The sequence below is a fragment of the Streptomyces sp. NPDC087845 genome (assembly GCF_044742755.1).
Taxonomy (GTDB): Bacteria; Actinomycetota; Actinomycetes; order Streptomycetales; family Streptomycetaceae; genus Streptomyces.
Genome location: NZ_JBIUVC010000006.1, coordinates 257999 through 283690, shown reverse-complemented (window position 1 = coordinate 283690; position 25692 = coordinate 257999). Strand labels below are relative to the sequence as shown.

The following is a 25692-nucleotide window of genomic DNA, read 5'->3' as shown; positions in this document are numbered from 1 at the left end:
CCGGGTCCGGGCCCAGCGTGTCAAACAGCCGCCACCCGTCCGGGTCGGTGTCTGATGAGATGTGTGATCCGCAGCAAGGGAAGCAGCAGCGAGAGAACCATACGGGCGGTCTCGGCCGCACTGCCCGTCCTGGCCGTAGCCGCCGTCTACTACTTGGCCGGCGGGCTCGGTCTGATCCGCGGGGTGTATGTCCAGGGGGCGGTCGTCACCCCGCTCTGGCCGCCGACCGGCATCGCGCTGGGCGCCCTGATCTACCTGGGGCCGCGTGCCTGGCCCGGTATCGCGCTCGGCTCCCTGTTCGTCATCGTCACACTGAGCGACTCGGTCTCGCTGCTCACCGCCGTCGTCGTGGCGGGCAACACCCTGGCTCCCGTCTGTTCGTACCTGATACTCCGCAAGGCCGGGTTCCGCAGGGAGCTGGACCGGCTGCGCGACGGCGTCGTACTGGTCTTCCTCGGCGCGCTGGGGGGCATGGCCATCAGTGCGACCGTGGGCACCTGCATGCTGGTGGTCGACGACCATCTGCCGCTGAGCGGCTTCTGGCCGGTCTGGACGGCCTGGTGGTCGGGGGACGCGATGGGTGTACTCGTGGTCACTCCGCTGCTGCTGGTGCTGCGCAGGGTGCGGATGCCGCGGGCCACCGACCGGTGGATCGAGGCGAGTGCGCTGGCAGTCGCCTCCGTGGCGGTCTCCCTGGTGGCCACCAGGACCTCACTGGCGATGATCTACCTGGTGTTCCCACTGATCATCTGGGCGGCGCTGCGTTTCCAGCTGGCGGGGAGCGCGCCGTGTGCCTTTCTGGTGTCGGTCCTGGCGGTCGTCGCGGGTACGCAGGGCGTGGGGCCGTTCGAGGGCCACACCATCCTCCATGTGATGGTGAACCTCGCCGTGTTCAACGGCTCCGTTGCCCTGACCGCGCTGCTGCTCGCGGCCGTCGTCACCGAGCAGAGCAACATCCGCCGGAGAATCCAGCGTGCCTGCGAGGAACTGGCCGATGTGGTGGACCGGCTGACGCCGCGCAGAACACCGGGCAGCTGGCCTCCCCGGCCCGAGGACGAACTCGACGGCCTCTGACCCGCTCCCCCGGAGGCGGGTCACCGTCACGGAAACGACCGCGGAACGTGGGGCACCTCTCCGGAGGCGGGGCGGACCACCTCCGGAAGTGGCGCGCCAGGACGTCGTTGCGGAACACGCCCTCCGGGTCGAACCGGGCAGCCGGCCGTTCGATGTGCGGCAACGAACCCGGGTTGCGCAGTGCGTAGCCGTGCGTGTGCGGCACGTCGCCGGACCCCCCGAAGCGCAGCCCCGCGGCGACGGTGGCGGTCCCGGTCTTCCGGTCGATCTCGATCCTGCTCGGCAGCCCGGCCACGGACACCCGATCGCCCCGGGCACCGGCGACGGTATGGAAGGACTGCCGGGGGCCGGGCGTGTGCACCGCGGTCGAGGCGGACGCCGTTTCCCGCAGTTCGGCCTCGGAACGGGGCACGCTCAGCCGTCGCGCTCCGAAGGCGATGTCTGCGGCCCGGTTCCGGTCCGCGGGAGTCACCGCGCGTCCCCTCTTTCGTTCCCGGCCGACTGTCCTGATCCCGATGGTGCATCCTCCTGGACGAACCTGTTGGTGGAACCATGCAACCGGTGACCTACATGTCCGCACACCATCCGATTCCGGAACCCTCCAAATGTGAACAGTCACCCACAGACCAAGCGATCCAGCGCGGAACGGGACGAGTTCCGAGTCAGTGCGCATGTCTGAACTTCACTGGAACTCCAGCGAAATGGCACGTGTGTGGATATCGTGCACCGAGCGAGGGCGCATCCGTCAGTCCATGGGATCGGCGGATGCGCCCCGTTTGTGGCGATGCAACTGTGACTGGGGGGTTCATGGGGCATGTCGAGCTACCCGATTCGGACAGATCAGGACCTGTGGGACTGGCGGGGGCGCCGCGTCCACGCACTGTTTCACATCGGCCCCGCGGCAAGGCACTTGACGACCCGTGGAGGGCGCCGACCGTACAGCGTGAACGTTCGGGACCGGTCGCGGCGAAGAGAAGGGCGGGCCGGCGTCTGCCGGTTGTCGTCGGCGCCGAGCTTCTCGGCCTGGGGCTTCCGGCGTGGCTGGTCCTGCGGGCCGGTGGACAGCCGCGGGCCGCGGTCGCCGCGGCGGTGGCCGCACTGGTGTGGTCCGGCGTGCGGGCCGCGCGCGGCCGGTACGCGGACCTGCCTCCGGACGATCCACCGGGGGTACTGAGCACGGCCGGCGACTGGCTGCTGCTCGTCGGTGTGCTCGCGGTGCTGCGGACCATGACGGGTGATGTGGTCGATCCCGCGACGGCTGCCGTGGCATTGCTGCCCGGCCTGCTGGCGGGCGTAGCGGCCCTGGGGGTACGGCGGTTGCCGTGGCCGGGACGGCGGCAGCGGACCGTCCGGCGGGTACTGGTGGTCGGGGAGGCCTCGAAGGTGGAACGCGCGGTGCGGCTGCTGGGTTCCCGCGCGGACCATCCTTACCAGGTCGTGGCCGCCATACCGGTGGGGGCCGCCCCGCTGGAGTGCGAGGTCCAGGTGCCGGGCCGGCTCGCACCGGCACCGGCCGACGACGACGCGTCGACGGTGCTGGGCGGAGCGTTCGCCCATGATGCGGACCTGGCCCTGGTGGTACCCGGGCCGCAGCTCTCCGAGGAGCGGCTGCACCGGCTCTCCTGGGGGTTGCACGACGGCGGGCTCGCCCTGTCCGTGCTGACGGAGCTCTCGGGCATCGCGGCCGGCCGGGTACGGCCTGCCGCCGCTGCCGGGCTGACGCTGCTGCACATCGCACCCCCGCTGCGAGGGGGGCCGCAGATGGCCATGAAGGCCGCGGTGGACCGCGTCGGCGCCGCACTCGGTCTGCTGGTTCTGGCACCCCTGCTGCTGCTGATCGGGGCGGCGGTGCGGCTCGGCTCCCACGGGCCGGCGTTCCACCGCCAGATCCGCCACGGGCAGCACAACCGGCCGTTCACGATGTGGAAGTTCAGGACGATGGTGGTGGACGCCGAGAGCCGCAAGCAGCAGCTGACCGCCGCGAACGAGAACGACGGTCCGATGTTCAAGATGCGCCGCGACCCCCGGGTGACCGGTATCGGCCGTCTGCTGCGCCGGACGTCGCTCGACGAGCTGCCGCAACTGCTCAATGTGCTCCGGGGCGACATGTCACTGGTCGGTCCACGGCCTCCACTGCCGGAGGAAGTGTCCCGCTACGACGAACGCGAACTGAGGCGGCTGGCGGTCAGGCCGGGGCTGACCGGTTTGTGGCAGGTCAGCGGGCGTTCGGACCTGTCCTGGCAGGAGACCGTCTCGCTCGACCTGTGGTACGTCGACAACTGGTCGGTACTCACGGACATGGGGCTCATGGCCCGGACGCTGCGTGCCGTCGCCGACGGCCGTGGGGCGTACTGAGAGCGGCGGCCGTCGATGCGAAGGGTGCGGGGCAACCGGCCGTGCGGGGCCGGAGGGGCGGGCGGCCGTCGCGTTGCGGCGGCCGGCCCGTGCCGGCGGATCCGTCGGGTCCGCTCAGACCTGTGCGGTCCGCCGCTCCAACCACCACGCGTACGTGCGGGCGATCCCGTCGTGCAGCGCGATCCGAGGTGCGAAGCCGAGAGAAGTGAGCCGGGAGACGTCGAGCAGCTTGCGCGGGGTGCCGTCGGGCTTCGCCGTGTCCCATTCGATGGTTCCCTGAAACCCTGTCACTTTCTGCACGATTTCGGCGAGTTCACGGATCGTCAGGTCTTCGCCACAGCCGATGTTGACGGGCTCGTCGCCGTCGTAGCGCTCCAGCAGCAGCAGGCACGCGGCGGCCAGATCGTCGACGTGCAGGAACTCGCGGCGCGGGCCGCCGGAGCCCCAGAGTGTGACCGCGGGCGCCCCGTCCCGCCGCGCTTCGTGGAAGCGGCGGATCAGCGCGGGCAGTACGTGCGAGGACTCCAGGTCGAAGTTGTCGCCCGGACCGTAGAGATTGGTCGGCATGGCACTGATGTACGCGACGCCGTACTGCCGGCGGTAGGACTGGATCTGCACGATTCCGGCGATCTTGGCCAGCGCGTACGCCTCGTTGGTCGGCTCCAACGGACCGGTGAGCAGGGCGCTTTCGGGGATCGGCTGCGGGGAACGCCTGGGGTAGATGCAGGACGAGCCGAGGAAGAGCAACCGCTCGACACCGGCGGTGTGCGCTCCGGCGACGACACTCAGCTGGATGCGCAGGTTGTCCTCCAGGAACTGCACCGGGTACGTGTTGTTGGCCATGATTCCGCCGACCTTGGCGGCGGCCAGCACCACGGCGTCCGGTCGGACCTCGCGGAGAAATTCCCCGGTCCGTGCGGCATCGCGCAGATCGAGGTGGTCGCGATCGCGGGTGATCACCTCGTGTCCGGCGGCGGTGAGGCGGCGCACCACCGCCGAGCCGACCAGACCGCGGTGGCCCGCGACGAATACGCGGGCGCCGGGCCGTAGGAGGGGGCGGACGGATTCCTGGGGAGGGCCGGAGAGATCAGTCGTCATGGCTCGGATTGTGCCAGCAGCCACAGATCACGGTGACGTTTTGCCGCAGATCGCTCAATTCCGATATTTCGGTGGGAACCAACAGCCTTTCAGGCGAACACAGAGGGGGTAGTCGTGGCGAAGACCGCGCTCATCACCGGCGTGACCGGACAGGACGGTTCGTACCTGTCCGAGCTGCTGCTCGACAAGGGGTACACGGTCCATGGGCTGATACGCCGCTCGTCGAGCTTCAACACCGAGCGGATCGACCACATCTACCAGGGCCCGGAGGAAGAGAACCGCTCGTTCGTCCTGCATCACGCCGACCTCGCCGACGGGGTCGCGCTGGTGAATCTGCTGCGCGACATCCGGCCGGACGAGGTCTACAACCTGGGCGCGCAGTCGCACGTCCGCGTCTCGTTCGACGCCCCGCTGTACACGGGTGACATCACAGGTCTCGGCACCATCCGGTTGCTGGAGGCCGTCCGCGCGAGCGGTATCGACACCCGGATCTACCAGGCGTCGTCGTCGGAGATGTTCGGCGCGAGCCCGCCGCCGCAGAATGAGAAGACGCCGTTCCATCCGCGGAGCCCGTACAGCGTCGCCAAGGTGTATTCCTACTGGGCGACCGTCAACTACCGTGAGGCGTATGGGATGTTCGCGGTGAACGGGATTCTCTTCAACCATGAGTCCCCGCGCCGCGGCGAGACCTTCGTGACCCGGAAGATCACGCGCGGGGTGGCCAGGATCAAGGCGGGTCTGCAGACCCACCTCCATCTGGGCAACCTCGACGCGGTGCGCGACTGGGGCTACGCCCCCGAGTATGTCGACGCGATGTGGCGGATGCTGCAGTGCGACAGTCCGGACGACTATGTGGTGGCCACCGGGGAGGGGGTCAGCGTCCGGCAGTTCCTGGAGCACGCCTTCGCGCACGCGGACCTGGACTGGCGGGAGCACGTCCGCTACGACGCCAAGTACGAGCGGCCCAGCGAGGTCGACGCGCTGATCGGTGACGCCGCCAAGGCCGAGGAACTGCTCGGCTGGAAACCGGCGGTGAGGTCGCAGGAGCTCGCCAGGATCATGGTCGAGGCCGACATCCGCCAGCTCTCCGACCAACTCGCCGGAGCAGCCGTGCGGGTGGACCGATGAGACGTCCGGCCCCCGCACGCGGGGGGACCGTCGTGCCGGTCACCGGCGCGCGGACCGCTCCGGCACTCCCCCGCGAGACCCGGCCGTCGCCGCCGGCCGCGGCCGCGCCGGGGACCGCCCCGGGCGCGCTCTCCGGCTCCACCGGCCTCCCGGTGGACCCGTGCGCGCCCGCACCGGTCCGGGCCCCCGGCCCGGACCACTCACTCGCCCTCACCGGCAGCGGGGCGGACCGTCTCCGCCGCCGGTCGGACGAGGCAGGAACCGCGGCCTTCCGGCCGCTGCTCGTTCTCACCTTCGGAGCTGAATGATGAACGGAAGTACGGGGCGCAGACGCATCGGACGCGTCCGGGCACGGGCTGCGGCCGCCGCGCTCTGCCTGCTCGCCGGAGCGCTGACCGCCGCCGCGTCCGGGGGTTCCCCGGCCGCGGCCCTCACCCCGCCGGTCTCGCTGACCGCGGACGATCTCACCACCTGGCAGACCAACGGCATCGTCTGGTCGATGGCCGCGTCGGACGCCGGTGTCGTCTACACCGGCGGCACCTTCTCCACCGTCCGGCCACCGGACGCGGCCGCCGGCACCTCCGAGCAGCCCTCGGTGAACTTCGCCGCGTTCGACGCGGCGACCGGTGCGCCGACCGACTGCAAGCTGTCGTTCACCCTCTCGTCGGGGACGGCGACCGTACGTGCGCTGGCGCTTTCGCCCGACCAGAAGACCCTTTATGTCGGCGGGCAGTTCGGAGCGGTGAGCGGGGTCGGAGTGAGCAACATCGCCGCCATCGACACCGCGACCTGCACCCCGCGCCAGGATTTCAAGTTCTCCGTCTCCGCGACAGTGCGGGCCCTGGCCGTCACGGCCGACACCGTCTATCTGGGTGGTGACTTCAACAACGTGGCGGGGCAGACCCGGAACAAGTTCGCCGCGGTCACCACGGGCGCCGTGCTGAAGCCGTGGAAGGCCAACACCGACGAGGTGGGCCGGGCCGTGGAGCTGACGCCCGACGGCAAGCACGTACTGATCGGCGGTGACTTCTTCACCGTCAACGGCACCACCTCGCACGCGCTGGCCGTGGTGGACGCCACCACGGGGGCCGTCACCAAGAGCTATCCGGCCGGGTTCATTCCGAACACCTCCACGGTGCAGGACCTGACGACGGACGCCACCGGCTTCTACACCGCCAACGAGGGCACCGGAGGGGGTGTCTTCGACGGCCGGATCGCGCTGAACCTCAGCAACTTCGAGCAGCGCTGGCGGGACACCTGCCTGGGCGCCACGCAGGCCGTCCTCGTCCACAACGGCGTTCTGTACAGCGGGAGTCACGCGCACGACTGCGCGAGCATGGGCGAGTTCCCGGACCAGCCGCGCAAGCATCTGCTGGCCCAGTCCGTCGACGACCCGAAGCTGCTCCCCTGGTTCCCCGACACCAACGACGGCATCGGGGAGCCGGTCGGGCCCCGGGTGATGGCGCAGACGGACAAGGGAGGCCACCACTATCTGTGGGTGGGCGGCGAGTTCACCACCGTCAACGGCGCCGCGCAGCAAGGCCTGACCCGGTTCGCCGACGGTCCCGACACCGGGGCGCCGTGGGTTCCGAACGTCAGCCTGTCCACGGTCGCCCCGGGCAAGGTGGAGGTCAACTGGCAGACGAGCTACGACGCCGACGACGGGGAACTCACGTACCGGATCTACAAGGACGGCGCGAGCACTCCGGTGTACACCACGACGGGCCACTCGCTGTTCTGGGACCGGCCGCAGCTGAGGTGGACCGATACCGATGTCGCCCCGGGTGAGACCCACTCGTACCGGATCAGTGCCGGCGACGGCACCAACACCAGCGCCAAGTCGCCCGCCCTGTCCGCCACCGTGACGTCCGCCGCCGAGAAGTACCCCGCGAAGGTGCTGGCCGACGGCGCCTCGCTGTACTGGCGGTACGACGAAGGCACGTCGACGTTCGCCGGTGACACCGGCAAGGGGCTGGACAACGGGTTCCTCCGCAACTCCCCCGCCTACCGGCGGACTCCGGCCGCCGTCGCGGGTCCGTCGACCGCGATCGGCTTCAACGGGACGAACCAGTACGCGTACAGCAACAAGCGGCATCCGCAGCCGGCCAGGTTCTCGGTCGAGACCTGGATCAAGACGACGACCACCAAGGGAGGGAAGATCATCGGCTTCGGCAATGTGACCATGCAGAACAGCACGCAGTTCGACAAGCATGTATACATGCGCGACGACGGGCGGCTGGTCTTCGGGGTCTACAGCGGCGGCACCAGGACCATCACCACGCCGGCGGCCTACAACAACGGCGCCTGGCACCATGTCGTCGCGACGCAGGGCACCGGCGGCATGGCGCTGTACGTCGACGGGCAGCTGCGCGCCTCCAGCACCCAGTACACCGGCAACGAGAACTACAGCGGATACTGGCGGGTCGGCGGGGACAACCTGAACAACTGGCCGAGCAAGCCGACGAGCAACTTCTTCGCCGGGCAGATCGACGAGACCGCCGTCTACCCGACCGCGCTGAGCGGCTCGCAGGTCAGCGCCCACTACGCCCTGAGGACGGGTGGATGAGGAACCCGTTCCGGGCCGGTGCCGCCGTCGTCGTACTGACGGCGGCACTGGCCGCCTGCGGCTCGTCCTCCGACGGGCACCGGGGGGCGAGCAGTGCCGGGCCGTCGGCCACGCGGGCCCCTGCCGCCGCCCCGCCGGCCGGTCCCGGCACCACCGCGTCCAGCGGCCCGCCGGCTCAGCGGGCGAGCGAACCGCCGAAACTGCCCACCGATGAACTCACCCCGGCCACGGGCTCGTTCACCAAGAAGCAGAAGGAGTACCTGGTCGACCGGGTGCCCAGGGGCATCGACCCGGCGGCCGTGCTCCAGACCGGCCAGGAGACCTGCGACAGGCTCACCTATCTCGTGAAGGCCGACCGCGACGTGGCGGTCGCCGCGATCGTGACCGGCGAGATCGCCGACGCGAAACCCGCCGTCGAGCATCTCTGCACCCAGCACGGGGAGTTGGTACAGGAAGCGGCGCGGGGGTACGCGGACGGCACCTACGAGAACAAGCAGATCCGGCCGGGCCGCTACCACGACGTCTCCCCCACCGCGAACTGCACCTGGCAGATCACCGGGGCGAACGGCAGGAGTCTGGGATCGGGCTCCGCCGCCGCCGGGAAGCGGGCCGGGATCACCCTCCCGGAGGCGGCCCGCACCTTCACCTCCACAGGCTGCTACGCCTGGCTGCCCGAAGGAGGGCACGGATGAGCAAGCTGCCGATAGCCGTGGCGATCCCCACGAAGAACGAGGGGCTCAACATCGCCGAGGCGGTGAAGTCCGTGCTCGGCCACTTCGAGGCGGTCGTCGTCGTCGACTCGCACAGTACGGACGACACGGCGAAGATCGCCGAGGAGTGCGGAGCCGAGGTGGTCACGTACACCTGGGACGGCGGTCACCCGCGCAAGAAGCAGTGGTGTCTGGACCATGTCCGCACGGATCTGGACTGGATTCTGCTGCTCGACGGGGACGAGCGGCTCAGCCCCGGGCTGCTGGCCGAGCTGCGGCAGATCTTCGCCGGTCCCGGCACGCCGAAACCCGCCGCGTACGACATACCGCTGGGTTACTGGTTCTCCGGGAAGCGGCTCCGGCACGGGTACACCATCCGCAAGCGGTCGCTGACCGACCGCACGCGCTGCCGGTACCCGGAGGTGGGGGATCTCGAAGCGCCGGGCATCGGCGAGGTCGAGGGGCACTACCAGCCGGTCGCCGAGTCGGCCGGCTCGCTCCGCAATCCGATCGAGCACCAGGATCTCGACCCGGTCACGGCCTGGTTCGAGCGGCACAACCGCTACTCGGACTGGGAGGCGTGGCTGGAGCACCACCCCGAGGTCAAGGAGCAGGTGCGGAGGGTGAAGTCCCGCCAGGGGCAGCTGTTCCACAAGGCACCCTTCAAGCCCCTGGTGTCGTTCGTGTACATGTATCTGTACCGGCGGGGCTTTCTCGACGGGCGTGCGGGGTTCGACTTCGCGCTGGCGATGAGCTTCTACCGCTGGCAGATCGCGCTCAAGTCCCGTGAGGGGAAGACCGTGTGACGCGGTGGCCCTTCCGGCGGACCACGTCCTCGTAGGTCCGCCGGAGGCTCCGGGTCACGGTCTCGATGGTGAAGTCCTCATTGACCAGGTCCCAAGCAGCCTTGCCGGCCAGCGCATTGGCCTCGGGATCGAGGAGTTCCAGGACGGCCCGGGCCACCTTGAGCGCGTTCTTCCCGTCCTCGCCGACCCGGCTGTCGATCACCCGGCCCGCTCCGGCCCGTGCCACATCGGGGCCGAGCCCGCAGGTACGGGTGATGACGACCGGGGTGCCGACCGACATCGCTTCGAGGACGGATACGCCCAGGGGTTCCTCGATCGACGGCAGTACGTACACATCGGCCTGCCGGCCCGCCGCCAGAACCTCTTCACGGCCGAGCGGTCCCACATGGTCGAGGGAGTCCCTCACCCCGAGTCTGCGGGCGAGTTCGAGGGTTGCGGGCAGCGCTCCGGTATCGGGTCCGGCCAGCACGAACCGGGCGTCCGGGTGCTCTGCGAGGACCGCCGGCATTGCGGCGACGAAGTCCTCGGGACGTTTGCGCTCCTGGATGCGGGCCAGGAAGAGGACCGTCGGCGGCCGCCCCGGTTCGCGGGCCGCCTTGCGTTCCTGCGGGCGTACGCCGTTGACCAGCCGCACGGTCCTCAACGGCACCGGTGCGGCGACGGCGTGCACATCGAGGCGTTCCCTCTCGGTGAGGTGCAGCACGGCGTCGGCTCCGCGCAGCACCTTGCGCACCCCGAGCAGATCGGTCAGCTGGGCGACCCGCTTCTCGGTGGGGTCGACCATGCCGTGCGTCTGGACGACCAGGGGCGTGCGGGAGGCCAGCGCGAGCAGTGCGGCGGGCAGCGTCACCAGGTCGCGCATCAGGTGGACATGGACGAGGTCGGCACCGCGCATCATGCGACGGGCGGCGAGCAGGAGCGCACCGGAGGTGATGCCGCTGACCTCGAACACGGGAAGCAGATGGCGGGCCTGGAAGAGGTGGACCGGCACCCCCTCGACCGTGCGCGGCAGCCGGCCTGCGAAGCCGTCGCCCAGTGCCATCACGCGGGCGTCGTCGCCCCCGGCCCGCTGGACCTTCGACAGGTTGAGCGCCACCCTTGTCGGGCCACCGAACGCATGGTCCGGGGTGTGCAGTGTGACGATGTGCAGGATCTTCACCAGGGTTCCCCTCAACCTCGGCCGGCCTTTTAGAGACTAGCCATCCAAACCTCTCAAGTGGGTTGATTCGTTAGAGTGTTCACAGGTCCACGGAACGGGGAGCACATGACGTCCGCGCGTGAGGCGGCGTCGTCCGCGCCCGTACCGGAGCACGGCCCGCAGGACCTGGTCCAGCCTCCGGCGAAGCCCATGTCGTGGGCCATGCTGTCGCGTGCCCTGGCCGTTCCCCTCATCCTCGGGCTGGTCTGCTTCCTGCCCGCGGTGATCGCCGCGCAGCCGGAAGCGGGGGTCCGGGACACCGCGTACTGGCTGCAGCTCGTGCTGACCTGCTACGCGGGGGCCCGGCTCGCCACGATGGTTCTTTCCACGCGGCGGCGTCTGCTGCAGGGCGTGTTCTGGATGTTCGTGTACATCGCTATGGGGGTGGCGCCGTTCGCGCAGGCGGTCATCGGGCAGACCCCCACCCCGGTGGTCGGGCCGCGGTCGGATCTGGTGACGGCCGTCGCGCTGATCCTGGTGGGGTGTGCCGCGTTCGACCTCGGGGCGCTGCTGGCTTCCCGGCGCCCGCTGCACCGCCGGACCTCCGCACGTTCCGGGAGCGGTCCGGCCACCGCGCACCGGGTGCGGCTCAGGCTGCTGGTGGTGCTGGCCTTCGCTGCGAGCGGCTACTACATCCTGAAGCTCGGCGGGCCCGCCGTCTTCTTCACCAGCAGGCAGGAGATCAGCGCCTCGGTCGCGGTCAGCGGGGTGGCGTCGGGCCAGTCCAATGTGGGCTCGGCCTTCCTCAAGGGCTTCGGTACGGTACCCGCGCTGCTGGGGCTGCTCTTCTACACGCGTCGGCTGGTGACCTCGCGCAGGGCCCGGCGCTCGCCCTCGACGGCACTGGTCTGGTGTGCGCTGCTGGTCCTCAATGCCATCGTGAACAACCCGTTCTCCAACGCCCGTTACTGGTTCCTGACCGTACTGGTCTCGCTCCTTTTCACCGCGTTTCCGAGCAGTGCGGCGATGTACCGGTCGGTGCTCGCCATGGGAGTGGTCGGGGCACTGGTGCTGTTCCCGTACGCGGACCGGTTCCGCTACGACAGCGCCGGGTACCGGCCGGTGGATTCGTCGTCGGTCTTCGAGCCGCTCGCCACCAAGGACTACGACCAGACGGTGATGTTCGCCAACACGATCACCTGGGTCGACACCCGCGGCCACACCTACGGGCGCCAACTGGCGGGCTCCGCGCTCTTCTTCGTGCCCCGGTCGGTGTGGAGCGGCAAGCCGGAGGACACGGGGGTGCGCGTCGGTCAGTGGATGGGGATGAAGATGACCAACCTGTCGGCGCCGCTGTGGACCGAGCTCTGGGTCGACTTCGGAACACCGGGCATGGTCGGCGCGTTCGCACTGATCGGATACGCCGCCGCACGCACCGACCGGCGCTACGCGCGCGCGGTCTCCCGGGACGGCCCCGGCCCCGGCAGCGTTCTGGCCGTCGCCGCTCCGCTGATCGCCGGGTACACCTTCATTCTGTTGCGCGGACCGCTGTTGCAGGCCGTCGGGAAGCTGGCGATCGCGGCCCTCTGCCTGCTGCTGATCACCAGTTTCAGAAGCCGGAGCGGACGGCGTTCGCACTGACGGGTGGCCGCTCCGCCATGGTGCGGCGTCTCAGCCGTGCCACTCTGGTCCAGGTGGCCACCGCCTTGCAGACGGACCCCAGACACAGGCCCCAGGCCGCGCCCGGCACCCCGCCGAGCACATAGCCGCCGGTGAGGAAGGCCACGGCGGCGAGCGAGAAGACCACCTGGATGGAGAGGGTGGTACGGGGGTCGAGCATCCGGAGGGCCAGCAGTCCGCAGGTGCCCACGGCCATCGCCACGTACTGGCTGCCGGTCGCCGGGAGCAGGGCGGACGCCGTCGGCCAGGTGTCGCCGAGCAGACGGCGGCCGATTCCGTCGGACAGCAGGGCGAGTGCGGTGGCCCAGGCGGCGGCCGTGGCGGCCAGGACCGCGGCGAGCGTCGCCGTGGCGCGTACCCTGCGTCGTTCGGAGGCGAGCCGTCCGAGGAGCGGCGGGCCGAAACCGGTGGCCGAGGTGAACAGCACGTTCAGCGGTCCGAAGAGGGTCGTCGCGCCGCGCAGCGCCCCGACCACCAGGGGGTTGCCGACCGCGCCGAGCCCGAGTACGGAGAGCTGGCTGGTGGCGTTGCCCACGCCGAACTCCACCACGAAGCGCCGCCCCAGATGCCCTCGTCGCAGGAGGACCATGAGCCGCAGGGGCGTTCCGGCCACTCTGCGGTGCAGCAGGACGGCCGACAGCAGCAGGGCCGGCAGCGCGGACAGCCCCCAGGCCGCGACAAGCCGGGCAGCCGGGGCGCCATGGGGCTGCACGGCCAGTGCGCCCAGCACACAGGCCAGTCTGAGCAGGTCGCCCGCCAGTGCCAGGTGCGGCAGGTGCAGGGTGGAGAAGGCGTAGCGCATGGTGTCCTGGCCCAGGACCACCGGCAGGACGAGTCCCAGCATCAGCAGGGCACGTGCGGTGGCACCCGGCAGTGCCAGGCAGACGGCGGCGAGCGGGGCGCCGAGCCCGGCCGCGGCGAGCAGGGTGAAGGCGACCGCCGACCGGCAGGCGCCGCGTATCTCGTCGCTCCCGCCGCGCCGCAGGACGAGCGGTTGACCGGTGTAGGCGCCGAAGACCCCGAGCAGCACGGTGAAGACGAGGTAGACCGCCGAGAAGCGGGCGAAGTCGGCCGCGGTGGAGAGCCGGGCGGCAGCCACCAGCACCAGGATGTTGGTGAGCGCCGCCACGCCCTGGTCCGCGACCGAGCAGACGATCGCGGTACCTGCCTTCATCTGTGTCCCGCGGTGGAGTCGAAGGGACGCAGGCCGAGGGTCTCGGCGGGGTCACCGGTGCGCTCCGGGCCGCTGCCCGCGTCGTCGCGGCCGGGTCGGCCACCGCGCGCGCGGCGCCTGGCGGCCTTCTTCCGGGCCCGGCGCTCGTAGCGGTTCCGGCCGGGGTGGAGCAGGGCGCCGAGCACGGTGCCGCCGGCCGCTCCGATGATCTCCCGGATCCGTTCCAGGTCGCTGCGGTGCACCTCGCGCGGGTCGCAGACCACCACGACGCCTTCCACCCGGTCGATCAGCGCGACGGCGTCGGCGTACGACAGCACGGGCGGGGCCAGCACGATGACGACGGCGCCCGGCCCGTCGCCCTCGGCCACGATCCGTCCGACGGGCGCGGACGTCAGGGCGCGCGGCACGTTGTCCGTGCGCCGGCCCGCTATCAGGGTGAAGGCGCCCGAACCGGGTACGTCGACATTCATCCGGCTGTCCGCCGGCCAGGCCCGTTCGCCCTCCGCCGCCCAGCGCCGCCGGGCTCCCTGCACGGCGGGGCCGAGGTCTCTGGCCAGGGAAGGGGTGCGCAGATCGGCCTCGACCAGGAGTACGTGGCGCCCCATCTCGGCGAAGGCCGCGGCCAGGTTGACCGCGGCGGCGGCGGCCGTGTCGCCGGCCCCGCGCGGGGCCGTGACCAGGAGTCTGCGGCGTTGGGCGAACGACGGGTCGTAGGCGAGCCGGAAGGCGACCGCCCGGTACTCCTCGGCGAGCCGGCTGCCGCTCCGTCCGATGGCGAGCAGTGCGCCCGCGGACGCCCGCTCCCTGGGCAGGGTCCCGAGCAGCGGGGCCCCGAGCGAGCGGACCAGCTCCCGGGTGGAACGCACGGCCGGGTCGAAGACGAGGCGCACCCAGGACAGCAGCAGTCCGAGCGCGAGTCCGACGGCACCACCGAGTCCCAGCAGCAGGGGAAGCCCCGCGCCGGTGGGCTCCGTGGGCGCGACGGGCTTCTTCGTCAGATAGCCGGGGGTCGTGTCCAGGGCGCGCAACTCGGAGATCTTCCGGGTCAGTTCGGAGATCGAGACCACGAGGTTGGCCCGCGCGCTGGTCACATCGTTGCCTCCGCCGGTCTGCTCCGCGAGTTGGTCGCGCTGTTCGGTGAGCGGCGCCAGCTGAGCACGGTAGCCGTCGACCATGTTGGCGATGCTGTCCTCGGTGCGCTGTCTGCGGATCTCCAGATAGGCGTCGGCCAGCGCCTGTGCCCGCCCCTTCGCCAGGGCGGGGGTGCGGCCGGTGTACGCGAAGCGGAGCACGAGGGTGTTCGGCGGGTTGGTGACCTGGAGGCCGGACATCAGCGTCCCGAGCTCCACCCGGTCGCCGGCCCTGGCCAGGGAGCCGACGGCCAGAGTACCCACGGTGTCGCTGACGGCGGTCTGCCGCTCGGAGCCGATGTTGATGCCCTTGTCGGCGGAGGCGCCCGCGGCGAAGGGGTCGGACGCGGCGGAGCGTACGACGACCTCGCCCGTCGAGGTGTAGCTCTCCTCGCCGCTGAGGGCGAGCCAGCCGCCGCCCAGCAGTCCGAGGACCACGCCGCAGGCGAGCAGTGCCCGGTAGCGCAGGAGCTGGCGGAACTGGTCCCTCAGCAGCGCGGGTTCGTCCTGGTCCTCCAGGGCGCGGATCGGGTGGGTCATCGGCGTGGTCTCCCTTGTGCGTCCGCGAGGACCTCGGTGAGCAGTGCGTCGAAGCGGGCCAGGCCCGCCTCCCTGCTCAGGTGGCGTGCGACGTACCGCGGTCCGTTGGCGCCGAGCCGGGCCGCCTCGGCCGGCGCCTCGACGAGTTTGCGTACGGCTGACAGCAGCGCCGCGGGGTCCTCCGGTGTGACGAGGATCCCGGCGCCGGACCGGTGGATCTCCTGCGCGGTGCCTCCCCCGTCGGCCACCGAGGCGACGACCGGGCGGCCCGAGACGAAGTACGAGGTGAGCTTGGACGGGACGCTCATGTCGAGCACGGACGCCCGCTGGGTCACCGCGAGCACATCGGCGGCGGCGAGGATGTCCGTGAACTCCTCGGATCCGGCCGGCGGCAGGAAGTCGAGGTTGCGCAGGCCCGGCGCACGCGCCAGCAGCGCCTCGCGCTGGTTTCCGTCCCCCATCAGGACGAAGCGTATCCCCGGGGCGATCCGGGCCGCGTCGACGAGGACCTCCAGGCCCTGTTTGAGTCCCATGTTCCCGGAATGCAGGACCACGGGAATGCCCTCGCCCCAGCCGAGCCGCGCCCGGGTCCGGGCGCGGTCGGCCGAAGACGCCCGCACATGCGACCAGTTGGGGACGAGACGAATGCGCCCCGGGTCCACGCCGTACGCGGTGACGCGCGGAACGAAGGTCTCGTGGATGACGCCGACGAGGGCGGCGCCGAGCAGCGCGTACCGTTCGGCCCGGGAGGCGACGGCCGCCGCCCGTCCCCCGCCCCGGATACCGCTCTGCGCGGCGGCCGCGCCCATCAGATCCTGCACGACCGGTACGTACGGGACGCGGTGGCGGCGGGCCAGCCGGGCCCCCAGGACGCCGCCTGCGAGGCTGGGCATCTGGGAGACCACCGCGTCGGGCGGGGGCGAGAGGGGCGGCGACAGCAGGCCGTGCCCAAGGACCGTCGCCTCGAACGCGGCTCTGCGCAAAGCACTCTGACGGGGCGGCACATAGTGTCTCCGTCGATGGACGCTGACCCCGGCCCGCTTCTCGGTGACCCGCCACACGCCCCGGTAATCTGCCTCGGTCCGCCAGGACGGGTAGTGCGGCATGCCGGTCAGTACGTGGGTCTCGGCCCCCGATGCGGCCCAGTGCTCGGCGAGCTGCGCGGCGTACGGGCCGATGCCCGTCAGCTCCGGCGCGTAGTTCGTCGACACGACCAGCAGCGTGCGGCCCTCGAACGGTTTGTGACGGTCGGCATCGGACATGGACGCTCGCCTTCCCCCCGGAACATCTGTGTTCCCCCCAAGGAACAGCCCCAAAAGTGAGCTTATCCGTTCACGTGATGCGCAAGTGGTCTTCACAGTAAGGTCGTTGCACCATCAACACCGATACCGATATCCCGCTCCACCGGACGCCATGTCCGGACAACTGACGCGGGACACGGACATCACGTTCACCGTGGGGGGAGAGAACGGATGGTGCACAGGGTCGGCTACGCGCCGGGGGTCTACGACCTGTTCCACATAGGGCATCTCAATATCCTGCGGCATGCCCGCAGTCAGTGCGACTACCTCGTCGCCGGGGTTGTCTCGGACGAGATGGCCGCGCTCGCCAAAGGCCACAAGCCGGTGATTCCGCTGCCGGAGCGGCTGGAGATCGTCCGCAGTGTCCGCTACGTGGATGCGGCGTTCGTCGAGACGGTCCCCGACAAGATCGAGACCTGGCAACAGGTCAGATTCGACGTCATCTTCAAGGGGGACGACTGGCGGGACACGGAGAAGGGCAAGCGCCTGGAGCGCGACTTCGCCGAGGTCGGCGTGGAGGTGGTCTACTTCCCGTACACCGTGCACACCTCCAGCACCCAGCTGCGCCGGGTGCTGGACACGCTCGTCAGTCCGCAGTCCGGAGCGCTTTCAGCTCCCTGAACCACTTGGCGAGGAACGCGATCAGGAACAGCGCGTGCACAACGGCGAGCACCGCGTAGCCGATACGGAAGGCGGTCGGGTCGCCGAGCAGCAGGAACACCAGGCAGAACACCCCGTAGTCGGCGGGCAGCAGCGCCACGGCCCGCACCCGGGACACCGGGCCCGGGCCGGCGGCGCCCACTGCGGGCCGGACCGCCGCCCTGCCCAGTTGCTCGCGCAACAGCCCGGCGCAGAAGGTCAGCACGGCGGTGAACAGGAAGCCCAGCGGCAGGAGCAGCCAGCCCTCGGACGGCAGATCGAAGAACCGCTGGAACGCGATCAGCACGGCGGTGTGTACGAGGATCATCTTGGCGCAGTCCACGACATGGTCCAGCCATTCGCCGTCCGGGCCTCCCCGCCCGGTGAGCCTGGCCAGCTGCCCGTCGGCCGAATCGAGGGCGAAGCCGACGGCGAGGCCCGCGTACACGGCACCCGCGAGCCCCCAGGACGGCCGGACGAGCGCCACCGAGGCGATGGCCGCGAAGGTGAACGCCGCGCTGATCGAGGTGACTTGATTGGGTGTCAGTCCGAGGCGGTACGCGCCCGCCGCGAAGAACCGGCCGGCCGGGCGATTCACGTACCGCGAGTAGAGCGACACCCCCTTGGCCGTCTTCTGCGCACCGCGCAACTCGCGCAGAACCGTGCCTGTGCTTCCCATACGCCCCCCAGCGTGCCGCGGTCTCCCCCGCGGCGTCGGCGGAGCGCCGCGGACGCCGCCGGTCGGAGCCGCATCATGGCACGCGGGCCGTGTTTCGCGCGGCCACTCCCCCACTCCGGCCGACGAGCGGCGTCCGCCGGACCCGCACCGTGCGCGGGCCCGACGGACAAACACCTCAGGCGGACGCGGTGCGGCACTCCGGGTGGCCCCAGCCGTTCGGGGTCTTGGCGATCATCTCCTGTGCCGCATAAGGCTTTCCGCAAGGGCAGCGACCGGCGAACCTCGCCCGGATCGTGGCGCCGGAGCGCGCCGGGCGCGCCGCTCCCCCCGCCTTCTTCGGCGAAACGTTCTTGCTCCGGCCCTCCGTGGCCCGTGCGGGAGCGGGCGTCGGCAGCTGCGAACCGTGCACGGTGCCGGCCGGTCGCTGCGCCACCGCGGCCTCACTCGCCGCCTGATCGGCGAGGGCGTTGAGCGGGTCCCCGTCCACCTGGTGGGCGGGGACGTAGACGAAGTTCACGGCCCGGCCGGTCAGCAGCGCGTCGATGCGGGTCACCAGGTCGCGGTTGGCCACCGGCTTTCCGGCCGATGTCTTCCAGCCGTTGCGCTTCCACCCCGGCAGCCACTTCGTCACCGCGTTCATCGCGTACTGCGAATCCATCCGCACCTCGATCGGCACGGCCGGGTCCGTGGACTCCAACAGCTCCTGCAGCGCCGTGAGTTCGGCGACGTTGTTGGTGGCGGACCCGAGCGGCCCCGCCTCCCAGCGCTCCGGTCGCCCCTGCGCGTCGGCCACGACCCACGCCCAGGCCGCAGGCCCCGGATTGCCCTTCGATGCCCCGTCACACGCGGCGATGATGCTTTCGTTCATGCCCCCGATCATGCCAGCGCCGCACCACCTCCACGGCACACCGTGACGCTGAGTGACGATTCGAGGTGCGGTGAACCGGCGGCGCTGGTTCTCTGATGGAGCCCGCTCTTCCCAACCGCACAAGGAGCGATGATGAGCGTTGCACGTGAATCCGGTGACCGTGCGCAGCAGCTGCGCGACAAGGCCCGGCAGATGAACGAGGCCGCAGAGCGCACCACCGACCCTGAGCAGCGCCAGCGGCTCCAGGACAAGGCCCGGAAGCTGCAGGAGCAGATCGAGCAGCAGGGCAACATGGGCAGCGGGAACACCCGTCCGCCCAAGTAGTACCGGCCTCACGTAGTACCTGTCTCACGCGAACGGCCGACGTCCTGCCGCTCTTCCATGAGTGAGTGGCAACGCCGTCGGCCGCTTCGCTGTGCTCTGTCGCGGCCTGAAGCCGGCCCCGCTCCCGCGCGACCCTCTCGACGCCGGTCGAGCCACCACCCTGTGCCTATGGGCTGTCCCGGAACCACCGAATCCACCTGCACGCCGCCCGGTGAACGGCCCGACATCATCCGATCAAGGCCAGCACACCCATGCCCGCCGTCTCCGCTACGCGATCACGCAGGCAACCACATGGTTTCGGATCAATGGCGGCCTTGCAGATCACCATGTCCAGTCCACTGGATCGCATCATGCGATTCGGTAAATCGAAATAATCAGCTTGACCGTGCCAACGGGATCGTCAATAGTGGTCCTGACATTTCCGCGCCGACGCCATCAGTTGGAGTGGAACTCCCATTTTGAGCCGCAGCAGGAGAAGCGCTTTCCGTCGCCGATACGTGTCGCGGATATTGTTGAGCCTTTCAAAGTGAGCGGACAGCGAGAACCGTCGGCAGCCGACGAGGAACGTCAACTTCCCCGTTGCCGTCCGGCTCAATTCCACACCCTTGCCGCGCCCGCGCACGAGTGATGGCGGCCTGCTCATTGCTCACACCTCGTCGGATCGCCATCATTTCTCCTCACCCGATGGTCCTGCACCATACCGCCGCCAAGTCCGCACTCAAGGTGTACTGCAAGGCGCTCGTGGTCGATTCGGCGCCGAAGGGGAACGGTCATGCAGACGCTGGAACCGCCCGCTCGTTCGAGCCGTCTGCCGTCATTGACCGGCATGCGGTTCATCGCGGCCTTCGCCGTACTGGTCTCTCACATGGCCGGTCAAATCACAGGAACAATGCATCCTGGCCTGCCGTATCTGATCACGACCCTCGGACCGGTCGGAGTGGCTTTCTTCTTCGTGCTCAGCGGATTCATTCTCACCTGGGTCGCCGACCCGGATGACACCGCGATGCTGTTCTGGCGTCGACGTCTGGTGAAGATATTTCCCAACCATGTGACGACCTTTGCGGCCACGTTGGTGCTGATGTTCGCCGCCGGCGTGCCGATCATGGTGATAAACACGATTCCGCCGCTCCTGCTGATCGAGCCCTGGATTCCCAACTTTGACGCCCTCGGCGGGTTGACCGGTATCAACGTGCCGAGTTGGACCCTCGGCTGTGAGATGGTGTTCTACTTCGCGTTTCCTTGGCTGATCCGCTACATCGGGCGTATCCGCCCACCACGGTTGTGGTCGTGGGTGGCGGTCGTTGCCACGGCGATCGTCGCTGTCCCGTTCGCTGCTCTGCTGCTGCCGACCCAGCCGGCCACGTCATGGGACCCGACGGTTCCGGAGTTGCAGTCCTGGTTCGCGTACAGCCTCCCCTTCACCAGGATGCTCGAATTCGTTCTCGGCATCCTGATGGCACGAATCGTGATCACAGGGAAATGGATCCGCCTGGGCATGGCACCGGCGTTTCTCCTGGCGATCATCTGTGTGGTGATCCAGTCCTGCCTGCCCGGCATATTCCGTCTCTGCGCGGGGCCGACCGCGTTTGCGCTCGCCCTGGTGATCGCAGCCGGCGCCGGCGCCGACATCCGCGCTGCGCGCACGCCTTTCAGCGGCCGAATCATGGTGTGGCTGGGAGAGATCTCGTTCGCCCTCTATCTCGTGCACTACCTCGTCATCCAGTACGGCCCGATCGATGCCCTGCACGCCACGGGCGAAGCGGTGACCGCCTCCCCGACGACGAGGCTGGTCCATATTCTGCTTACCGTCGTGATCAGCATCGCTCTCGCGGCGGCCCTCTACATGACGGTCGAACGTCCCTCGGTTCGACGCTTCAGCCGCCCGGCCAGAAAGCAGGGGAGGCCGATTACCGTCCCTGACATGGTGGAAAGACAGTGACGTTCCGCCACTCCGTGCGCTGCCGCAAGCAACCTGGCCGACCCTCATGAAAGATCGAGGTTGAATTGCACAAGGCGATCCAGTGCATCGACACAATCAGCTTGACTGAATCGACGTGACCGTCGACAGTGGTTCCAACGATTCCGTGGAGCGGACATCGCCGTCAACAAGCCTATTTGATCTCACGCATGAGATTTAGATTGTTGATTTCCGTGTTGTGACTCATTGGTGCGATGCGCGTCTCTCCCGCCGGCCTGGAGATGTCCCCCATGGCGAACACCGGCCTTGCCTCCGGTACCGAAGTCCCCGAATTTCCGGTCACCCGGCCGGATTCCTGCCCCTTCGACCCCGACGAGACCTACACCCGGCTGCGCGCCGACCAACCCGTGTCGCCGGTGCGCTGCCCGGCCGGGATGAACGCATGGCTGGTCAGCCGGTACGAAGACATCCGGGACGTGCTCACGGATCCGCGGCTGAGCTCCCGCGGCGCAGGTTCGATGCACATGCTGCCGTCCTACGACATGCGCGACCCGTTGCCGGGATCGATGATCCAGTTGGACGGCGAGGAACACGCGCGGCTGCGGCGGCTGCTGATCGGCGAGTTCACCGTGCGGCGGATGGAGGCACTGCGGCCGTACATCCAGATGATCGCCGACGAGCACATCGACGCGATGCTCGCCGGGCCGAGCGGCGACTTGGTGCAGGACTTCGCGTTGCCGATCCCGTCGCTGGTGATCTGCGAGATGCTCGGGGTGCCTTACGAGGACCACGAGGTGTTCCAACGCGACAGCGAGCTGCTGATGGGCTTCGAGGCGGACGAGGCCGCCCGCGACGCGGCCAGCCGGCGGCTGGAGGGCTGCCTCGGTGAGCTGATCGGGCAACGGCTCACCGAGCCGGGAGACGACCTGCTGAGCCGGCTGATCGCCCGCGGCAACGAGACCGACCGGCCGCTGACCGTGGAGGAGTTGGCCACGCTCGGCGTGCTGCTGCTGGTCGCCGGGCACGAGACGACCGCCAACATGATCGCCCTGAGCACGTTGGTGCTGTTGGAGGATCCGGCGCGGATGGCCGCGCTGCAGGCCGCGCCGGACACGGTCGGCACCGCCGTGGAAGAGCTGCTGCGCTATCTGTCGGTAATCCAGTTCGGGCTGTTCCGGTACGCCACCGAGGACGTCACCGTCGGCGGCACCGCGGTGAAGGCAGGAGAGTGGCTGGTCGCCGCGATCCCCTCCGGCAACCGGGACGAGAGCGTGTTCTCGGCTCCGGACACCGTCGATCTCGGGCGGCAGGCCCGCACACACCTGGCATTGGGCTTCGGCGCGCACCAGTGCATCGGCCAGCAGCTGGCCCGGATCGAGCTGCAGGTCGCGCTGACCACGCTGCTGCGCCGCATGCCGGGGCTTCGGCTGGCGATGCCATTGGCGCAGTCCGAGTTCAAGCGCAACGACATCGTCTACGGTCTGCGGAGCATGCCGGTCGTCTGGTGACGCCCGAGCCGCGCCGGCGCGCCGGTGCGCTGCGGGCCCGGCGCGTGGACGCTCCGGAACCGATGGCGTCCCGGCCGCCGCAGGCGCGCGGCGAGGCGCTGGTCCGCGTGCTCGCGTGCGGCCGGTGCCGGACCGATGCGCACCTGTCGCGGGGCGCCCCGGACATGCACCGGTCCGGCGTGCCGCAGCGCCACGCGAGCCACATCGGGCAACCTGCAGCTTCCCTCAGGTGGCGGGTGGCGCTGGCCCCCTTCACAGCTGGCGGGCCTGCCGGATGGGACGCCGCCGCCCATGGAAGCAAAATCGACGAGGGCCTGCCCGAAGTCTTCGGACAGGGGATCCTTGGAGACCGGGGAGCGGTATGCGGGCGCGATGGGTCATCTGTCTGGTTGCGGCGCTGGCCGCCCTTGTGGGGGCATGCGGGACGGCCATGGCGAAGCCGGCCGGGCAGGGCAGCGAGCACGGCGTGGAATTCCGCAGCGGGGACGTGACGCTGCGCGGCACGGTGACGGTGCCCACCGGGCCGACCGGACGACGGCCCGGGATCGTGCTGGTACACGGTGCAGGCCCGGAGACACGGGCGAAATACCAGGCCGAGGCCCGGGCAATGGCGCGCACCGGATTCGTGGTACTCAGCTACGACAAACGCTCCGCGGGCTATTCGCTCACCCAGCGGTCCTACACCCGACTCGCCGACGATGCCCTGGCAGGTGTCCGGGTGCTGAGCAGGCGCGCCGATGTGGACCCCGGCAGGATCGGGCTCTGGGGATTCAGCGAGGGCGGCTGGGTCGCTCCGCTGGCCGCCTCGCGCTCGACGCAGGTCTCGTACGTGGTGCTGGTCGGCGCATCCGGGGTGCCCCCGGCCCGGCAGCAAGCGTGGTACCTGGACAACAAGCTCCGGTATGAAGGTGCTTCGGGATCACTGCTGCGGACCGTACCGGTCACCGGTACGCGCCTCCTCAGGGACGCCGGACTGTTCCCCGAGGCGGACTACGACCCACTGCCGACACTGCGGCGGCTGCGCCAGCCCGTGCTCGCCATGTGGGGCAACGACCAGCAGTCACCTCCCGCGGAAAGCGCCAGTGCCATCGAGACGGCACTGCGCGACGGCGGCAATACCGATGTGACCCTCCGTTTCTTCCCGCGCGCAGATCACAAGCTGCATGCCTCACCCGACGGCTTCAGACGGGGCGGGCAACTCGTACCCGGCTACGTCGAGACCATGGCGTCCTGGGTAGCAGGACAAGGCCACCGGGCCGACGACGTCCTGCCGCGCCAGGCCCGGCGGAGCCATGCTCTGGCCCCGCTCCCCGGATATGAGGCATCCGGGGTGCAGGCCGCAGTCTTCTTGTTCATGGCCGCCTCGTTCGCCGCATACCTGCTGGTGGAACTGGCCCGGCGACTGCGCGGGCGCCCCTGTGCTCCCGGTGCGGGCCGGGCACCGCGATGGCTGGCCGCGACAGGACTCGCCACCGTGCTCGGCTTCCTGGGCTACTTCGGGTGTGTGACGATGACGCTGACCACCGGCCCGGTCCTCGGTGGCCGTCCGGTGCTCTGGCTTGCCCTGCAACTCCTCACGGTCGGGGTGGTGCTGGCGGCCGCGGCCACAGGAACGGGCTGGTGGCAGGCCCGGTCTTCGGTAACGGGCCGGACCCGCGCCCGTCTCGGGCTGCTGGGTCTCACAAGCGCAGTGTTCGTTCCCTGGGCACTGTTCTGGGGCCTGATGATGCCGTAGTCGACGCCCTCCGGGACAGCTCGGCAGGCAGCACAAGTGCACGCCACCCCGCCCGGCACAGGACTTGATCGTCTGGAAACGTCGCATCGGCCCCGATACTCAGCCGGATCAACTCAAGCGCTCACGGGCCAACTCGGCCGCTCAGTCTCGATGGAGCACCCCGTGAGAGCTTCGGCCCCGGCGACGCCCGGACGTAGTGCTGGGCAACCGCAGCTACGACCACGACAAGTAGCGCCGCCTCGTCCGCGAACTCGGCGTGAAGCCGCTGATCGCCCGCCGCTGCACCGAGCACGGCTCCGGCCTGGGCACCCAACGCCGGTTGGTGGAGCGAGCCTTCGCCCACCTGCACCGGTTCCGCCGCCTGCGGATCCGCTGGGAGATCCGCGACGACATCCACGAGGCCTTCCTCACCCTCGGATGCGCACTCATCTGCTGGCGCCGCCTGCAGTCATTCCGTCAGGAGTTCTCACTCCCGCCCCCTACAGGACTACCTTGAAGAGAGGTCCAAGGGAGACGGCTCCCCACCTCGCCGTCCCAAAGGACGCTCAGTCGAGACAGAACTCGTTGCCCTCGACGTCCTGCATCGCGATGCACGACTCATTGACGCCATCGGCACGCAGCAGCCGCACGCGCACCGCGCCGAGCGCGACCAGGCGTGCGCACTCGGCCTCAAGTACGGCGAGGCGCTCTTCACCCACGAGCCCGGTGCCGGCCCGCACGTCAAGATGCACCCGATTCTTGGCGACCTTGCCTTCGGGAACGCGCTGGAAGTACATGCGCGGGCCCACGCCTGAGGGATCCTGGCAGACGGACCATGAACCCTGATCCTCAGGCGGCAGCGAGCGATTGAAATCGTCCCAAGTGGTGAACCCCTCCGGTGGCGGCGGTACGACGTACCCCAACACCTCGCACCAGAAACGAGCGACGCGCTCAGGTTCTGCGCAGTCGAAGGTGACTTGGAACTGCTTGATCGATGACATCGGCGCACCATAGCAGGGGGACTCTGTTGCTCATTTCCCGGTATGGATCAGCATGTTGCCGGGAGGACGGCCCCTGCTGGCCGCTGCCGTGTCGTGCGGTCGCAGGGGGTGAACCGATGTCGATGCCTCCAAGGGGTTGCCCGCCGTTCCGGACCAGACCGCGGCCACGGCTCTCGCCGCGTTTCCCGACGGCAGCCTGCCGACCCGGGTCCGCACCTACGGAGAAGGCGCCTCCCGAATGAGGGCCGGAACGAGCCATGACCGCCGTCAGAACCGGGCCATCGGCCCCCGGCTCACCGGCCGCACCAGCATCGCCGACGGCCTCTGCCACCACGCCCGCA

Annotated in this window: 22 protein-coding genes; 14 read left to right on the top strand and 8 right to left on the bottom strand. The window is 69.7% G+C overall.

Annotated elements, in window-relative coordinates; translation table 11 throughout:
• Positions 1–54: 54 nt before the first annotated feature.
• Both ACIOMQ_RS18040 and ACIOMQ_RS18035 read left to right on the top strand, forming a co-directional pair.
• On the top strand, positions 55–1074 hold the full coding sequence (locus ACIOMQ_RS18040; protein WP_401756548.1) for an MASE1 domain-containing protein: 1020 nt from the start codon (positions 55–57) through the stop codon (positions 1072–1074).
• An 807-nt stretch (positions 1075–1881) separates the two neighbouring features.
• Positions 1882–3429 carry an exopolysaccharide biosynthesis polyprenyl glycosylphosphotransferase gene (locus tag ACIOMQ_RS18035; RefSeq protein WP_401268674.1) on the top strand — a complete coding sequence of 516 codons (1548 nt, stop codon included), beginning with the start codon at positions 1882–1884 and terminating at the stop codon, positions 3427–3429.
• 114 nt (positions 3430–3543) lie between these two features.
• Here the strand turns inward: ACIOMQ_RS18035 and ACIOMQ_RS18030 are convergent, their stop codons facing one another.
• Positions 3544–4527: a GDP-L-fucose synthase family protein gene (locus ACIOMQ_RS18030; RefSeq protein WP_401268676.1), complete on the bottom strand. Its 984-nt coding sequence runs from the start codon at positions 4525–4527 to the stop codon at positions 3544–3546.
• Positions 4528–4641: 114 nt separating this feature from the next.
• Between ACIOMQ_RS18030 and gmd the strand changes: the two genes are divergently transcribed.
• Genes gmd through ACIOMQ_RS18005 form a run of 5 tightly spaced genes read left to right on the top strand, consistent with a single transcriptional unit; the run spans position 4642 to position 9737 of the window.
• Positions 4642–5655 carry a GDP-mannose 4,6-dehydratase gene (gene gmd, locus ACIOMQ_RS18025; RefSeq protein ID WP_362198475.1) on the top strand — a complete coding sequence of 338 codons (1014 nt, stop codon included), beginning with the start codon at positions 4642–4644 and terminating at the stop codon, positions 5653–5655.
• Positions 5652–5963, top strand: a complete 312-nt coding sequence (locus ACIOMQ_RS18020; protein ID WP_401756552.1) for a hypothetical protein — start codon at positions 5652–5654, stop codon at positions 5961–5963. The genes gmd and ACIOMQ_RS18020 overlap by 4 nt, the downstream gene beginning before the upstream one ends.
• Entirely contained in the window at positions 5963–8221 is a 2259-nt protein-coding gene (locus tag ACIOMQ_RS18015) for a LamG-like jellyroll fold domain-containing protein (RefSeq protein ID WP_401756554.1), read from the top strand. The genes ACIOMQ_RS18020 and ACIOMQ_RS18015 overlap by 1 nt, the downstream gene beginning before the upstream one ends.
• Positions 8218–8913, top strand: a complete 696-nt coding sequence (locus ACIOMQ_RS18010) for a hypothetical protein (RefSeq protein ID WP_362198466.1) — start codon at positions 8218–8220, stop codon at positions 8911–8913. The genes ACIOMQ_RS18015 and ACIOMQ_RS18010 overlap by 4 nt, the downstream gene beginning before the upstream one ends.
• Positions 8910–9737 carry a glycosyltransferase family 2 protein gene (locus tag ACIOMQ_RS18005; protein ID WP_401268682.1) on the top strand — a complete coding sequence of 276 codons (828 nt, stop codon included), beginning with the start codon at positions 8910–8912 and terminating at the stop codon, positions 9735–9737. Before ACIOMQ_RS18010 ends, ACIOMQ_RS18005 begins: the two co-directional genes overlap by 4 nt.
• Here ACIOMQ_RS18005 and ACIOMQ_RS18000 read toward each other — a convergent pair.
• Positions 9709–10896 (bottom strand): glycosyltransferase, encoded by a 1188-nt coding sequence (locus tag ACIOMQ_RS18000; protein WP_362198460.1) that lies wholly within the window; start codon positions 10894–10896, stop codon positions 9709–9711. The two genes, ACIOMQ_RS18005 and ACIOMQ_RS18000, sit on opposite strands and share 29 nt — an antisense overlap.
• A 105-nt stretch (positions 10897–11001) precedes the next feature.
• Here ACIOMQ_RS18000 and ACIOMQ_RS17995 point away from each other — a divergent pair, with 105 nt between their 5' ends.
• Positions 11002–12516 carry a hypothetical protein gene (locus ACIOMQ_RS17995; protein WP_402189466.1) on the top strand — a complete coding sequence of 505 codons (1515 nt, stop codon included), beginning with the start codon at positions 11002–11004 and terminating at the stop codon, positions 12514–12516.
• Here ACIOMQ_RS17995 and ACIOMQ_RS17990 read toward each other — a convergent pair.
• From ACIOMQ_RS17990 to ACIOMQ_RS17980, 3 genes are read right to left on the bottom strand one after another with little or no spacing between them, the layout of a single operon-like run.
• Positions 12485–13729 (bottom strand): hypothetical protein, encoded by a 1245-nt coding sequence (locus tag ACIOMQ_RS17990; protein WP_402189464.1) that lies wholly within the window; start codon positions 13727–13729, stop codon positions 12485–12487. The two genes, ACIOMQ_RS17995 and ACIOMQ_RS17990, sit on opposite strands and share 32 nt — an antisense overlap.
• On the bottom strand, positions 13726–15399 hold the full coding sequence (locus ACIOMQ_RS17985; protein ID WP_402189461.1) for a lipopolysaccharide biosynthesis protein: 1674 nt from the start codon (positions 15397–15399) through the stop codon (positions 13726–13728). The genes ACIOMQ_RS17990 and ACIOMQ_RS17985 overlap by 4 nt, the downstream gene beginning before the upstream one ends.
• A complete protein-coding gene (locus ACIOMQ_RS17980) occupies positions 15396–16661 on the bottom strand; it encodes a glycosyltransferase (RefSeq protein ID WP_362198448.1) in 1266 nt (421 codons plus the stop codon). The genes ACIOMQ_RS17985 and ACIOMQ_RS17980 overlap by 4 nt, the downstream gene beginning before the upstream one ends.
• 210 nt (positions 16662–16871) lie before the next feature.
• Between ACIOMQ_RS17980 and ACIOMQ_RS17975 the strand changes: the two genes are divergently transcribed.
• Positions 16872–17321 (top strand): adenylyltransferase/cytidyltransferase family protein, encoded by a 450-nt coding sequence (locus ACIOMQ_RS17975; protein WP_362198445.1) that lies wholly within the window; start codon positions 16872–16874, stop codon positions 17319–17321.
• Here the strand turns inward: ACIOMQ_RS17975 and ACIOMQ_RS17970 are convergent.
• Both ACIOMQ_RS17970 and ACIOMQ_RS17965 read right to left on the bottom strand, forming a co-directional pair.
• Entirely contained in the window at positions 17287–18018 is a 732-nt protein-coding gene (locus tag ACIOMQ_RS17970) for a CDP-alcohol phosphatidyltransferase family protein (RefSeq protein ID WP_401268695.1), read from the bottom strand. The genes ACIOMQ_RS17975 and ACIOMQ_RS17970 overlap by 35 nt on opposite strands.
• Before the next feature lie 175 nt (positions 18019–18193).
• Entirely contained in the window at positions 18194–18886 is a 693-nt protein-coding gene (locus tag ACIOMQ_RS17965) for a ribonuclease H (protein ID WP_401756562.1), read from the bottom strand.
• Between the two features lie 132 nt (positions 18887–19018).
• On the opposite strand from ACIOMQ_RS17965, the gene ACIOMQ_RS17960 reads away from it, so the two are divergent.
• From ACIOMQ_RS17960 to ACIOMQ_RS17940, 5 genes are all read left to right on the top strand, one after another.
• Positions 19019–19210, top strand: a complete 192-nt coding sequence (locus ACIOMQ_RS17960; RefSeq protein ID WP_362198436.1) for a DUF6381 family protein — start codon at positions 19019–19021, stop codon at positions 19208–19210.
• Between the two features lie 772 nt (positions 19211–19982).
• Positions 19983–21149, top strand: a complete 1167-nt coding sequence (locus tag ACIOMQ_RS17955; protein ID WP_401940388.1) for an acyltransferase family protein — start codon at positions 19983–19985, stop codon at positions 21147–21149.
• Positions 21150–21382: 233 nt separating this feature from the next.
• Positions 21383–22636, top strand: coding sequence for a cytochrome P450 (locus ACIOMQ_RS17950; protein ID WP_362198427.1), 1254 nt, complete (start codon positions 21383–21385; stop codon positions 22634–22636).
• Between the two features lie 430 nt (positions 22637–23066).
• The gene (locus ACIOMQ_RS17945) at positions 23067–24371 is read left to right on the top strand and encodes an alpha/beta hydrolase family protein (protein WP_402189457.1); all 1305 of its coding nucleotides are present in this window, start codon (positions 23067–23069) and stop codon (positions 24369–24371) included.
• Positions 24372–24627: 256 nt separating this feature from the next.
• Positions 24628–24867 (top strand): hypothetical protein, encoded by a 240-nt coding sequence (locus tag ACIOMQ_RS17940; RefSeq protein ID WP_401268704.1) that lies wholly within the window; start codon positions 24628–24630, stop codon positions 24865–24867.
• 49 nt (positions 24868–24916) lie between these two features.
• Here ACIOMQ_RS17940 and ACIOMQ_RS17935 read toward each other — a convergent pair whose 3' ends face one another.
• A complete protein-coding gene (locus ACIOMQ_RS17935) occupies positions 24917–25351 on the bottom strand; it encodes a VOC family protein (protein ID WP_401268706.1) in 435 nt (144 codons plus the stop codon).
• Positions 25352–25692: the final 341 nt, after the last annotated feature.